This window comes from Paenibacillus residui, from assembly GCF_042677205.1.
GTDB classification, from domain to species: Bacteria; Bacillota; Bacilli; order Paenibacillales; family NBRC-103111; genus Paenibacillus_L; species Paenibacillus_L residui.
Genome location: NZ_JBHTIU010000032.1, coordinates 1 through 13,803, shown reverse-complemented (window position 1 = coordinate 13,803; position 13,803 = coordinate 1). Strand labels below are relative to the sequence as shown.

Here is a 13,803-nt window from a genome sequence, read left to right as displayed (position 1 = left end):
TGTAAAAAATACTTCGACGAAGGTCATTGGAAATCCTTGTTAGTTAATTGGTCAGCCGTAGAAAAAAAAGACCACAGTTCCCCGCGGCAGTTGGAGCCCGGGCACCCATCCTATGGCCCGACTTCATTACTATCACATTCGATAATAATATCAATTTTGTTTATGATTCCATTCATTGCTGCACATGCTTGGCGCAATTAAACAGCTCGCAGTCCCATTTCGAGCCGTCATAGCGGACAATCGTAATCGATGTATTATGAAAATGCACATCCACGTTCACATGAGGAATTAGGCTTCTGACCGTTAATCCGATTAACGCCCCGTGGCTGACGGCCAGTATATTTTTGCCCCGGGCACTCTCTATTAGTTCGGACAGGAAGGAAGTTCCCCGGCCAACGATAGAGTGCTCCTCTTCAATTCCGAGGGGCAGCTTCTCCCACTGCTCTCCCCACCGGGCGATCCTTTCCTCCGGAGTCGTCCCCTCAATTTCACCTTTATGCATTTCCCTCAAGCGCGGGTCGGTCCGTACCGGCACTCCTATCGCTTCGGCCACAATATCCGCTGTTTCCTTAGCCCGCGAAAGATCGCTGGAGAAGAGACAGTCCCAAGGCTCCGTTCTCAAGCGCTCGGCCAGGTACCGGGCCTGTCGCCTCCCCCGGTCATTAAGAGGAATATCACTCTGGCCCTGTGCCCTTCTCTCCGCATTCCACACCGTCTCTCCATGTCGTATAAATCCGATTCGTGTCATCATCCGCTTATTCCCTTTCCGTTTTATGGTATATGTTACCACATAACTGAACGCATTGGGCCGGAACCAGTGGAATTTTCGTTCAAGTTTGAATTTTCCGAAGATAGCTGACGGCACTAATCATTTTTCTGCTGATCCATTGGTAAGAGCCTGGGCAAAAGAGTATAATTTTCTTTAACAGGTTGAAACTTAAAGGGTCTTACTTGCAATCGTATTAGGAAATTACATCATCTTACGGGAGAATTGAGCATGGATAAAACCGAAGCAAGTATCCAGGAATGGCGCCGATTGTTCGAAGCAGCTATAAAGTTTAAGCAGCAGGGATGCTGGAATTGGATGACGAACGAGGATTATTTCGCGATAACGGACCCCGAGACCGGTGAAATCGGATATTGTGTCCCCCTTGGTGCGGGTGGGATGGATTATGGTCTGAATGTGTACCGGGGTCCTCATGCCGGTGCTTTCCTTAGAGACATTGTACAAAGTTATGGGGTGGACGAGGATACTAAAGAGTCAATGTTTACTACTGACGCCATATCCGTAAACTTCGAAGATCGGGATCAATTAGACAAAAAGGATTTGGGTCTTATTCGCGAACTAGGTTACAAATTTCGAGGTTCCGGCGAATGGCCGCTGTTCCGCAGCTATAAGCCCGGACTTCAACCTTGGTATTTGGATAAGCAAGAGGTCAGATTCCTCACTGTTGCGTTAGAGCAAGCATTCGTGGTAGCGGAACGGTTTCGTGAAAATCATGAGCTAAATTTCGAACGCGACGAAACCGAGTACGGCTCTAGGGAGAAACGCCTTCACCTTGTCCCGCAAGCAGCGAAGAATGGCATCGTCTGGCAGGATCATTGGCTGCCCTGGCATCCGAAAGGGGAACTGATCGAGCCTTATCTTTATCCGGATGAAATTCGTCTGCGTCAATTGAAGAAGACAGTCGGAAAATCTAAGGAAATCTGGGAAGCAGACTTCATGTTCGCCGATATTCTTATAGGCAAGAGAGGAGAAAGAGGCCAATATCCTCGTCTTTGCCTATGGGTTAATGGAACAAGCGGCTTCATTCTCGGAGCGGAGATAGTGGAAAATATAGATTGTCGACAGCAGTTTGTGGATCAGCTGCTCCATCTGCTGGAATCAACGAAATTGAAGCCGTCCCGAATCCACGCGGCCTCCGACAAAGCATTCCTGGCGTTGAAGGATACCGCTGAGAAGCTTGGGATTCCCATCGTTTATAACCCGATGTCGTTGGCCTTGCTCCATGCTCAAGAAGCTATCCAAAGCAGCTTCTAGCCCTCGGGCTATCGGCTCCTACTACCCTAAATAAAATCAGGCTCCATAAGTATGTCGATCCCACCGCACGGATGGTCTGCAATGTGATCCCGGGGGCCGACCATCCGCCATGCAGCACTGCAGCGCACACCTCCCCGGCGTGCGCTGCGTTCCCTGCTTATTTAGCTTTCGCCCAGCGGTCATAGGCCGCCTGATGGATTTTGACCAGTTCGTCGACCTTCAGTTTCTTCATGGTGCTTACATAGTCGTCCCAGCCTTGTTCAATGGAGATCTCCCCCGATACAAATTTCGCCTCCATCTGTTTAAGATAAGTATCGATGTCGGGCTTGATCGTGCTGTAAGTTGTCTGCTCGTCAACCGTAAAATATATTTGCGGGAAGGGGACTTTGGCATAAGGCAGATATTCCTCTTCCACCCAACCCGAAATCGTATGGATCGTCGGGTTATCCTCCTTGATAAAAAACTCCTGGTCAATCACCATCGGAACATTCGAGCCTGCCCCCGGGGCATCCTGCGCATTGGCTTGGGTCGTGTTCATTCCTTCAGGGGCCAACAGGGTCCACTTCGTCTTCCCTTCATCCACCCACTCCCAGTTCTTCCCTTCCACCCCTAAGCGGGCAAGAATCGTTCCCTCCTCCGAGTAGAGGTAATCCACCCAGCGCATGGTCGCTTCCGGATGTTTGTTTTTATTGGTAATGGCAAAACGACCCCGCTTGATTTCAGACACTTTGGTCACCAGCTTTTCTTTATTGGTCGGACTCGTCAGCGCAGGCAGCAGCGGGTAATTGGCCGCTTCCGTCACGTCGGTAAATCCGACCATGACAATGGGCCAGGTCGGGAAGATGCCGACTTTATCGGCCGCTCCCTTAGCCACATATTGCTCCCAGGTATGAGAGAAGATTTGAGGGTCCAACAATTTTTCCGTATATAAACGGTTCAAGAAGGTTAAATACTCCTTGTACTCCTCCTGGATAAAAGCGTAGTGTACGGTGCCGTCCCGTTCAAAAATGCCATTGGATTCCGAGATCCCGAAGTTGGGCAGCAGCGAATACCGGAGCTCCGCTACGCTGGAGGCGGAGAGCGGAATTTCATCCGCCGTGCCATTCCGATTGGGGTCCTGTTCCTTAAATTGTTTCAATAAGGCGTACAGCTCATCTATAGTGGAAGGCCTTTCTACGCCCAGATTTTTCAGCCATTGACCGTTCATCCATATTAACGGAGTTTGGGAATGGCTCAGATTATCCAGTCCGGGCAAAGCGTAGATATGGCCGTCCGGGGCCGTAATGGAAGCTTTAAGATCCGGGTGCTTCTCCATCACTTTCTTCAGATTCGGGGCATACTGCTCAATCAGATCCTCCAGCGGGATAAGCAGCCCTTGGGAGCCGTATTCGACCTCTTCATTGGCCGTCAGATTGGCGCCGAAGAATACATCCGGAAGCTCCAGACTGGCGAAGGCCAGCTGCTTCTTCTGTTGAAACTGCTCCGATGTGGAATTTTTGAATTTAAAGGAGATGTTGGTCTTCTCCTGCATTTCTTTGAAGAAGGCCATGTTCTCCCAATTCGGCTGCAAAGGCGAGCTTTGCGCCATCATTTCCAATGTGATCGGTTCATTGACGATAGGAAACCCCGTTTCGTTCAAATTGCCGGACTTCCCGCCGGAGCCTTCCTCCGATTTCGAACAGCCCGCGAAGACAGAGCCGGTTAACAGAAGTGCCGCCGCCGAAGCCAAAGCCATTTTGCTGCGCATGACATTTTCCCCCTCCTAAATTTGAGAAATCGTTCGGGGCATGACCGGCCCCAATTGCTTGAGACGGATTATTCCTTGATCGAACCGATCATGACACCCTTTATGAAAAAGCGTTGTAAAAACGGGTAAACGATCAGAAGGGGAGCGGCCGAAACAATCATCACCGCGTACTTGATCACGTTAGCTATTCTGGCCTGCTCGCCAATGGCTTCGGGATTGGCCCCTTGGATCATAAGTTCTGCCGTCATCTCCTGCTGGATGAGAATATCCCGCAGAATTAGCTGCAGGGGGAAGAGCTCCCGGTCGGATAAGAAGATCAAGCCCGCAAAATATTGATTCCAGTGCCCAACCCCATAAAATAAGGCCATTACCGCAACGATGGGTGCCGATAACGGAAGGACAATTTGAAAGAACGTTCGGAACACCGACGCGCCGTCAATCTCCGCCGCCTCTTCCAGCGCCCGCGGAATCGTCACTCGGAAGAAGGTCATCGTCACGATAATATTCCATACGGATGCCGCCCCCGGAATGACCATCGCCCAGATGGTATTGATCATGCCGAGGTCTCTCACCAGAAGATAGGTCGGGATGAGGCCGCCATCGAAGAACATCGTGAAGATCAGCAAGCCCATGATGGCTACTCTGCCGACAAGCTCTTGCCGGGCCAGGGCGTAGGCACAGGGCAGGGTGACCGCCAGGTTGATCAACGTCCCCAGCAGCGTATAGAAGATCGTGTTGCGGTACCCGTTCCAGATCTCTGTGCTGTTAAAGACCCGGACAAACCCTTCGAAGGTGATGCCTTTCGGAATCAGCCACATTCTGCCCGAGTTCACATAACTCGGATCGCTGATAGAGGCGCTCAGTATGTAAATCAACGGGTAAGTGATAATGAGGATGAAGAACCAAACCAGTGCCTTGTTGGCTATGTCGAAGATTCGATCGGACCTTGCTTCTTTTATCATAGGAGGGCTCCTTTACCATAAACTCGTACCCGTTCTGCGGGCGAGACGGTTAAAGAATAGAAGGATGACGAAATTGACGACGGAATTAAACAGTCCCACTGCGGTGGAATAGCTGTACTGCCCGGACAGAATCCCAATCTCGTAAACGTAGGTTTGAATGACCTGGGAGGACTCCAGGTTCAGCGGGTTTTGCATCAGCAGTATTTTCTCGAACCCGATCGACATCATGCTTCCCATGTTTAAGATCAATAGAATAATAATCGTCGGCAGAATTCCGGGAATATTGATATGTCTTATGCGCTGCAGCCTGGATGCGCCGTCCACCTTGGCCGCCTCATGGAGTTGGGGATCGATTCCGGCCAGCGCCGCGAGGTATATGATGGCTCCCCATCCGAGGTTCTGCCATTCTCCGGAGAAGACAAAGATCGTTTTGAACCAGGCCGGGCTCGTCATAAAGTTAACCGGTTCCAAACCAAGCCATTGAAGAAAGTGATTGACTATCCCGGTATCCGGATCCAGGAAGGCGATGATCATCCCGACAAAAACAACTACGGAAATAAAGTGGGGAGCATAGGTGATCGTTTGGGCAATTTTCTTGAACGAGCCGGATTTCAATTCGTTAAGCGATAGCGCGACAAGGATGGATACGGGGAACAAAGCCAAGCCGTACAAATTAATGGATAGAGTATTCCAAATCAAGTCCCAGAAGAAATAGGAGTCAAAAAAACGTATGAAATGATCGAATCCGACCCAATCGCTGCCCAGAATTCCTTTCGCGGCTACAAAATTTTTGAAGGCGATTTGAACACCGTACATGGGATAATATTTAAAGATTAAAAAATAGATTAAGGCAGGAGCGAGCAGGACATATAGCTGCCAATATTTCAGCATTCTCTTCAGCTTAGGATGGTTATGCCGGGGCTGCGGTGTCGGTAGAGCCTTCCCTGCAGGATTTATGGCGGCATGCGCTCCCATATTTGTGCGGTTCTGTCCATTCATGCTTTATCGCTGCCCCTCTCTTATCGACGGACGATAATCCTCGACAGAAATATATTCCGGACGGCCTTGGACGCCAGCCTTTAGCCGGATGAATGTGGATTCACGGCCCGCTTCAGCATACTTATGGGCTGCATCATAGGCTGCATCATAGGCTGCATCATAGCCCGCTTGATTTTCGCCATCTCCGCAATGCGCACCCGACACGACTAAATGCATTTCCATTCCTCCCGTTGTTGTAATCCGCCCTTTCCCGGTCACTACAAAATGTTTGCGCTGCCAATTTTGCTTGCGAGGCCTGCCTATTATTCAAATATACGTTGTACTTAGAAAAAAATTATTCGCGAAAGCCAATTTTTTTTAAAACAAATTTACATGGTTAGGGAGGTTAAATACTTGGCAATTAGTCTCGGGAATGAATCCTTATGCGATTACAAATTCCTTCGAAAACACAGTTTTTCCGGATCGAACTCGAACGCTCGAGGGAAAAGCCTGCGATTATACAGCACTTTCGGTATGGAAGCCGACTGTTTTTCACTGGAATGAGAAAAAGGATGTACTTTGGCAGGAATTGCAGCGGAGAAGGAGCAAACAGCCTGAAAAGCTGCAGAACTGCAGGCTTTCTTGGTCGAATTGTTCGCATCGCCATGCTAGACTGATAAAAAAGGCACTGATATAGCCTTGTGAATACCCTACTAAGTGACGCGTTACCTTCGAAGCGTACTCCGGGTACTTTGCGGGAGCCCCGGGACTGAAGATGAATAACCCAGTATTTGAAATAAATGAAAAAAATACCACTATTTTATCCACTTTGGTCAAAGGAGGGTAACTATGAAGATAGGTTCGGCGCGAAAGGCCGCGGCGGAGTGGGTTACGAAGCACGCCAGTCAGGAGGCGGGATTCCGAGGGGCGTATTTCAGCGGCTCCACGGTTGGGCTGCCGGATGACGCAGAGTTGTCTGCCGCTTCCGACATCGACGTCGTTATCGTCACTGCGCAGGACGAAGCCCCGCCTAAGCTGGGGAAGTTCATCTACCGTGACACGTTAATAGAGGTCACGTATCTGTCCTGGAGCCAGCTCGCCTCCGTCGAGGAGGTTCTGACGTCCTATCCTCTGGCAGGCAGCTTCCGCGTGGACACGATTATGGCCGACCCGACCGGCCATCTACGCAGACTGCAAGCCGAAGTGTCTCGCCGCTTTGCGGAGCCGGAATGGGTACGCCGCCGTTGCGAGAACGCCAGGCAGAAGATGGAGAACGGACTGCGGACGATCGATCCTTCCGCTCCGCTGCATGACCGGGTAACCGCCTGGCTGTTCCCGACCGGCGTGACCACGCACGTCCTTCTTGTGGCCGCGCTTAGCAACCCCACGGTACGGCTCCGCTATCTCGCGGCACGCAAAGTTCTGATGGAGTATGGTCATGACCACCTCTATGCGGACCTGATCAGGCTGCTCGGCTGCACTCATCTGACCCCTCAGCGTGTGCAGCATCATCTGGACGGGCTTGCCCATACTTTCGACGCCGCGTCGGCCGTTGCCAAGACGCCGTTTCTCTTCAGCAGCGACATCACCGCCGCAGCGCGGCCGATTGCCATCGATGGAAGCCGCGAGCTGATTGAGGCGGGCTATCATCATGAAGCCGTCTTCTGGATGGTCGCCACCTATGCACGCTGCCACAAGATTCTGGCCGCAGACGCCCCTGACCTGCAGCGTACTCATTCTCCCGCCTTCCACGCGGTCCTTACAGACATCGGCATCCATTCAGCGAGTGATCTCCTCTCTCGCGCCGAAGAAGTTAACCGGTTTCTCCCCAAATTATGGGAGACGACAGAGGCCATCCTGTCCGCTAACCCGGATATCCAGGCCAATTAATCAACCTCTAAGCGTAAGAAAACGGCAGCGCGCGCCGGGAGAGGCGCGCTGCCAAAGCTTCAATGCTGACTTCTAAGGTTTACGTCACTTTTTTGGGGAAATACGATGAATTCGACGGCTACTCCGATATTGCTTCAATAGAAGCTTTTTTATGCCAAAGCTCTTTGAAAGCCTCACAATGGTCCATTAAATAATCAAATTTCCCTTCACCGATCACAGAGCCCTTTTCCACGACAATGATTTTGTCTACCTCTTTAATGGAATTCAACCGGTGCGCAATAATGATCACTGTTTTGTTCCGGAATTCGTTCAGGACGGTCTCCATCAGGCTTGCCTCCGTGAGATTATCCAGTGCGGACACGGGCTCATCCAGGATTAACACATTTCTTCTCTGCATAAGGATTCGGGCGAAAGCCAATCGCTGCCTTTCGCCTCCGGATAATTTGACGCCTCGCTCACCCACCCAAGCGTCCAATTGACCGGGTAATTTCAATACCGTTTCCTTCAAATGAACTTTTTCCAAAACCGCATAGATCTCTTCGTCCGAAATCGCCTGATCAAATACAATATTACCCCGGATGGAAGTATCGAAAATCGGTGTATCCTGTGACAAATAAGAGATATGATCGTAGTAGCTGTTCAGGCTTAGATCGTCAATATCCGTGCCGTCGATCAGGATTTGACCTTCTTTCTTTTTCAATAACCCCGCAATCAGTTTAATCATCGTGGATTTGCCGCTCCCGCTCAATCCTACCAGAGCAACCGAAGTTCCTGCTTCAATGGAGAATGACACGTTGGACAGCGCCTTTACTTTTCCATAATCAAAGGATACCTTTCGGAATTCGATTTTACCTTGAATATCGGTCACTTCTTTGCCGGCTTCCAAATTTTTATCTTCCGGGGCATTAATAAAATCCTCCAGCCTCTGATAGGCCACCCTGTTAAGCTTGTAATCCACAAATAGTACATTAAAAATAGCAATGGGAGAATAGATCTTCTCAATAAAAAGCAATAATGCGACTACCACCCCAAGCGATGTGTCCCCTGCTAGAGCGCCTTGTATCCCATAAACCAATACGACGATTTTAACGACCGTGATAAACCATTCAAAAATTGCGAAGAAGGCTTCATGAATCATTTTTAACCGGGTGCTTGTATTAATGATGCTGCGTGCCGTTTGGCTTAGCTTGTCGATCTCTTTCCCATATCTCTTGTTCGTTCTAAACACGACCAGCTCCATGAATCCCCGTACAGAGTATCTGGACAGCTTTTCTTGTTCTTTGAGTATCGTTGATTTCATTTTGTACAAATATTTGAGCAGCAAATGGGTGATGAGAAAGATGACGACATATCCGCCTGCTATCACCAGCATAATCCTTAGGTCGTAGAAGCTAATGAATACTAAGCTGAACATAATGGTTGGCAATAACTCATGCATCGTTCGGAGAAGGAAGGAAAAGAGGATGCCGCTTCCCGCTATTGCGCCATTTTCGATTACCTTTATCATCTGGCCGGTTCCCAGATCTTGATACGCTTGATAATCAATCCTGGATATTTTGGACAAGGCCATAATTTTCAATCTTTCGGTGAGGCTGTTCGATATATGTGTACTTGGATATTCGTCCAAATAATTGAGGATCACCGTGCTTCCCAGCAAGATCCCATAGACAGCGATTAAACCCGTTACCTCATCGATATGCTTCGCCGCCACAGCCTTGTCTAAGATTTGTTGGAAAACGACAATGCCTGAACTGCTTAAAAACTGTATGGCGAAACCTATGAAAAGATATAGAACCACCCACCACTTCAGGTGCAAAAGACACTTTTTTAACATGCTCGTCAATCCCCTATCTTTTAATTGAAATAAGGATAAACGGCTATCGCCGTCCTTAGGACGGGCGCGTTTACCGATGAAATATAAAAAAAGCCAGGGTCCCCCCTCGCCGTTTAACTGCAAAGAACCACGGTAAATCAACGCATGGCTTTAGCAATAAAACAGGCTGGTGCCCTGGCTCATAGGAGCTGTCCGACACCATTCGAAGCACTAGTTGGTTTACGATCCAAAGGGCAGACTACCCCCTTGATGGCTGCACGCGTTTGTTACCCAGCCCGATCACTAGTTACTTCGAACGATGCGGAAAGACATCCACTTCACCTCAATTAAAAGATTACCCCCATTATAACTTTGGAAGAGGGGGTTCTCAAGATTTTATTGGTATTCAGTCCCGCTAAAGAACTTGAGAACCGCTATTGCCGCAAAAACGATGTCTTTTCAAATATAACGAAACTCAGAGTCGCTATCAGGGCAATTTTCTGCTCCGTGATCCTCTATTTTAGTCAATAACGATTTCGAGTTTCGTTAGAAAACGAAGAAGCTCGATTTTGTCCGAATAACGTTTCTAAGTTTCGTATGGAGACCGACTACACCGTCAATTTTTAAACCTCGCCCCAGATCACCCTGGTCTCATAGTCAATAGCCACCTGTCCGTTCACATTATTCCTGTCAAATAGACCTCGCAGTTCGCTCACCATGTTCTCGTAATTCGGATCTCCGGGGACGAGACTAGAGGAAGATGAGTGCAGCCGGCCGCGCAAGCCTTCAAAATCAAACGCTTGTTGATTGGTAAACCGGGCTTCCTGTATGGTCCCCGACTTGAAAAAGGAGGCCAAGCCCTCCGGCGAAAGGTCCCTGTCCTTCTCGGGTTTGTAGTCGGTACCGAAGGTTTGGAGCAGCCGCTCATACTCTTCCCTGAATGGGGTTCCGTGGGTAAGCCGGGAATTCCAAATGAGGGCAACCTTCCCGCCTGGCCTCAGTATCCGTCTGAATTCAGCACGCGAGGCAGTGCGGTCGAACCAGTGGAACGACTGGGCACAAACGATAAAATCAACGGACCGGCTCTGCAGTCCTGTCTCCTCGGCAGACCCCGGCACTACGCGAAAATGAGGTTCGCCGCCAAGCATATCTTCTGCAGCTTCCCGCATCTCCTTATTCGGTTCAACGGCCGTTACTTTACTCCCGCGCTCCAGAAGCAGCTTGGAGAAAATCCCCGTTCCCGCACCGATATCCGCCACTTCGCCATCCTTCGGCAATCCGGCGGTATCGTACAAATATTGAATGGCTTCTTGCGGGTAGCTCGGGCGATATTTCACATACGAATCAACCCGGCTCGAAAATCGTTCTTTGCTATTCATTCAGAACCACTCTCCCCATCGATTGCTAGGCCAAAACAGCCTCCATCCTCTAACTCAGCCATACAGCTAAACCCACTCCATATGAGTGGGTTTGACATATAACGTGTTAATTCATACAGCACTTCTTGTATTTTTTTCCACTGCCGCATGGACAAGGCTCGTTTCTGCCAATTTTGACGGATTTCGCTTGCGAATACGATACCCCCATGCCCTGAGTCTCCGGCTTCCTGGACAGGCTTAATTCAACGGGAGTATGTCCGCGATTGGACCAGAGTCTCGTATGATTATGGACATCTGTAATGAGCGAGATCAGAATGTTCACTTGTTCCATATCGTCGAAGATGATGTTTCTTCTCTCGAATTCATGGATGATCGATTGCAGCGGCTCTTCCATGGAGCAGGCCAGCTGAATGTCATCGATCAGATCCTCCACGAGCTCCCTATCCCGAGAGAGATTCTTCAATATAAACTTCTTCAATTTATTTAATTGAGGTGTCATTTCGAAATAATCTGATTCGGCATATTTCAAAAAGGTCTCCCGATCCGGAGTATAATAAGGCTTAAAAAGGGTACTGTCCATAAGTTCTTTCAGATCATCGAAATCCCTGAAATAATCACTGATCAGATAGCCTTGCTCCATCCAAAAAGATTGGGGTCTGGCCAAATGAAAGAAGATGATTCCCTTGAATTCCTCTTCGTTTAACGGATCCTGGTTTTGTTCTATATACAGCTCGAACAATCGCTTGATCTCCACATAACCATAGAGATTAACCGCCGCCAAACAATATTGAAGCACGGCCTCATAACGCTCTCTTTTATAAAGGAAAGCTTCGGATTGCACTTTATTATACGCCTCTTGGATCTCCTCCGGTACGACATAGAACATCTTCCCCTGATCATAAAAAGGAAAGAGAAGACCATTGCTCATTAAAAACAGATACTCTGAAGGCTTCTTGCTATTAAGCTGCATGGACACCCTGCCAAGCAGCCTTTCGAACAACTTCCATTCTTCGTGATTAGTTAGCACAAGGCTTGCCTCAACATATTCCGGGTCGACTAAACGTTCCTGAAGCTTCGAGGCCAGTTCTTGTTTATTCATTTTGGATCGTCCGGAGAGCTGGCAATTAGAAGCAATAGCGGATAACCTTTCTTTAGTTAAAGATGGAAGGATATCGGATAGTCTGAAAAGGACCTCGCCTTTTATCGCATTAGCTTTGTTGGCCTTATCATAATATTGTGAGAAATCCATGATAACCTCCCTATCGGATTTTCTATAAATCTTAGATTTGAAACAGGCTGCTTCAATATTCGACTTCACCCAGGCTTGTCTGCTATATTGAAATGATTACAATGGCGGAAGCTGCCTGTTCTTTTATCGTAACATAAAATCTGCTGCTCATTATATATTTCTACCGAAGTATAAATTAGCAATATATTTCCATATCACATTCGCTAATTATTTTTTATCTTCGCCTGCCGCTTCCCATCTGGAGATTTCCTCCCGAACCCGAGGAGCCACCTCGGTCCCCAATAACTCGATCGCCCTCATGACGTCCTCATGCGGCATCGTGCCAAGGGGTACATGCAGCATGAAGCGGGTTATGCCTACGTTCTTGCGAAGGTGAATGATCTTCTGAGCGACCGTCTCCGGATCTCCTACATACAGCGCTCCTTCGAAGCTTCGCGCGGCATCGTAGCTTGCCCGGTCGTAATGCCCCCATCCCCTCTCCCGTCCGATCACGTTCATAGCCTGCTGGGTCGATGGGAAAAATTTGTCGGCCGCCTGTTCATTATCCTCCCCGATGAAGCCATGGGAATGTGACGCTACGGGCAGCTTGGACGGATCGTGGCCGGCCTTGGCCGCCGCTCTCTTATAGAGCTGTACGAGAGGAGCAAACTGCACCGGGCGGCCTCCAATGATCGCGAGAACCAGAGGCAGGCCGAGCATACCCGCGCGCACAACCGACTCCGGAGTGCCCCCGCTGCCAATCCAGACCGGAAGCGGATTCTGAACCGGACGCGGATACACTCCCAGGTTGTTGATAGCCGGACGATGCTTGCCGCTCCAGGTCACTTTCTCGGATTCGCGAATTTTTAACAGCAGCTCCAGCTTCTCATCATACAGCTCATCGTAATCCTGCAAATTATATCCAAACAACGGGAACGATTCGATGAAAGAGCCCCGTCCAGCCATAATCTCTGCACGCCCGTTCGAGATGCCATCCAGTGTGGCAAAATCCTGGAAGACGCGCACGGGATCGTCGGAGGAAAGCACGGTGACCGCACTGGTCAGCCGAATACGCTGCGTCTGTGAAGCAGCAGCGGCCAGTACGACGGCGGGGGAAGACGCCGCATAATCTTTGCGATGATGCTCGCCCACGCCAAAGACGTCCAGCCCCACCCGATCGGCCAGTACAATTTCCTCGACCACTTCACGCAAGCGCTGCGCATGGCTTATCACTTCGCCGGTCTGTACGTCCGGTGTCGTCTCTACAAATGTGCTTATTCCTATTTCCATTTATTCTTCCTCCTTGCGGTTTCATGTTCAGTTCTCTCCGACGCTATGGAAGCAAAGCTCCGTCCAAGAGTAGTATCTTTATTTTGAGGCTTTCCCATACTTATTTCAAGTTAGTAAATATATTTTTGATAATACCGCCGCCTAAACGACTTTACCACACAGTAAATATATAGTCTGCCTTATCATGTCTGGACAAAAGCATAGCTGCTCTTAAACTATGTCTTCATTTTCACCCTTCTGATGTGGTAACGTTTGACGGTACCGGTGACGCTTTTCCAACCACGTCTAACTTAAAAATCCTTATTTTCCATTTTCCCCCGGCTCCGTACTCGCAGAATTGGCACGTTTAACTGGATTTCGCACAGGGCGTTTTACTGGATTTTAAATACTGGGCGCCTAACTGGATTTCTGGACCTCTGTCAAGAAAGTGGACACACCGTTAGTGTAAATTAGCTGCTCTTGTTGTAGTACATGA

Annotated in this window: 11 protein-coding genes; 2 read left to right on the top strand and 9 right to left on the bottom strand. The window is 49.1% G+C overall.

Annotation, left to right across the window (positions count from 1 at the left end):
- Positions 1-172: 172 nt before the first annotated feature.
- On the bottom strand, positions 173-751 hold the full coding sequence (locus tag ACFQ03_RS10670; protein ID WP_379288051.1) for a histidine phosphatase family protein: 579 nt from the start codon (positions 749-751) through the stop codon (positions 173-175).
- A gap of 246 nt (positions 752-997) precedes the next feature.
- On the opposite strand from ACFQ03_RS10670, the gene ACFQ03_RS10665 reads away from it, so the two are divergent.
- Positions 998-2,041: a DUF7309 domain-containing protein gene (locus ACFQ03_RS10665; protein ID WP_379288049.1), complete on the top strand. Its 1,044-nt coding sequence runs from the start codon at positions 998-1,000 to the stop codon at positions 2,039-2,041.
- A 157-nt stretch (positions 2,042-2,198) separates the two neighbouring features.
- Here the strand turns inward: ACFQ03_RS10665 and ACFQ03_RS10660 are convergent, their stop codons facing one another.
- From ACFQ03_RS10660 to ACFQ03_RS10645, 4 genes are all read right to left on the bottom strand, one after another.
- On the bottom strand, positions 2,199-3,788 hold the full coding sequence (locus ACFQ03_RS10660) for an extracellular solute-binding protein (protein WP_144939237.1): 1,590 nt from the start codon (positions 3,786-3,788) through the stop codon (positions 2,199-2,201).
- 68 nt (positions 3,789-3,856) lie between these two features.
- Positions 3,857-4,750 carry a carbohydrate ABC transporter permease gene (locus ACFQ03_RS10655; protein WP_144939239.1) on the bottom strand — a complete coding sequence of 298 codons (894 nt, stop codon included), beginning with the start codon at positions 4,748-4,750 and terminating at the stop codon, positions 3,857-3,859.
- A gap of 12 nt (positions 4,751-4,762) precedes the next feature.
- Positions 4,763-5,749, bottom strand: a complete 987-nt coding sequence (locus ACFQ03_RS10650) for an ABC transporter permease (protein ID WP_379288046.1) — start codon at positions 5,747-5,749, stop codon at positions 4,763-4,765.
- A gap of 3 nt (positions 5,750-5,752) precedes the next feature.
- On the bottom strand, positions 5,753-5,965 hold the full coding sequence (locus ACFQ03_RS10645) for a hypothetical protein (RefSeq protein ID WP_379288044.1): 213 nt from the start codon (positions 5,963-5,965) through the stop codon (positions 5,753-5,755).
- A 612-nt stretch (positions 5,966-6,577) separates the two neighbouring features.
- Here ACFQ03_RS10645 and ACFQ03_RS10640 point away from each other — a divergent pair.
- A complete protein-coding gene (locus tag ACFQ03_RS10640; protein ID WP_379288042.1) occupies positions 6,578-7,618 on the top strand; it encodes a hypothetical protein in 1,041 nt (346 codons plus the stop codon).
- A gap of 118 nt (positions 7,619-7,736) precedes the next feature.
- Here ACFQ03_RS10640 and ACFQ03_RS10635 read toward each other — a convergent pair whose 3' ends face one another.
- The 4 genes from ACFQ03_RS10635 to ACFQ03_RS10620 all read right to left on the bottom strand — a co-directional run bounded on the left by ACFQ03_RS10635 (position 7,737) and on the right by ACFQ03_RS10620 (position 13,328).
- A complete protein-coding gene (locus ACFQ03_RS10635) occupies positions 7,737-9,452 on the bottom strand; it encodes an ABC transporter ATP-binding protein (RefSeq protein WP_379288040.1) in 1,716 nt (571 codons plus the stop codon).
- A gap of 602 nt (positions 9,453-10,054) precedes the next feature.
- A complete protein-coding gene (locus tag ACFQ03_RS10630; RefSeq protein ID WP_379288038.1) occupies positions 10,055-10,810 on the bottom strand; it encodes a class I SAM-dependent methyltransferase in 756 nt (251 codons plus the stop codon).
- Positions 10,811-10,916: 106 nt separating this feature from the next.
- On the bottom strand, positions 10,917-11,909 hold the full coding sequence (locus ACFQ03_RS10625) for a YecA family protein (RefSeq protein WP_186328412.1): 993 nt from the start codon (positions 11,907-11,909) through the stop codon (positions 10,917-10,919).
- Between the two features lie 357 nt (positions 11,910-12,266).
- The gene (locus ACFQ03_RS10620; RefSeq protein ID WP_144939253.1) at positions 12,267-13,328 is read right to left on the bottom strand and encodes an LLM class flavin-dependent oxidoreductase; all 1,062 of its coding nucleotides are present in this window, start codon (positions 13,326-13,328) and stop codon (positions 12,267-12,269) included.
- Positions 13,329-13,803 lie beyond the last annotated feature (475 nt).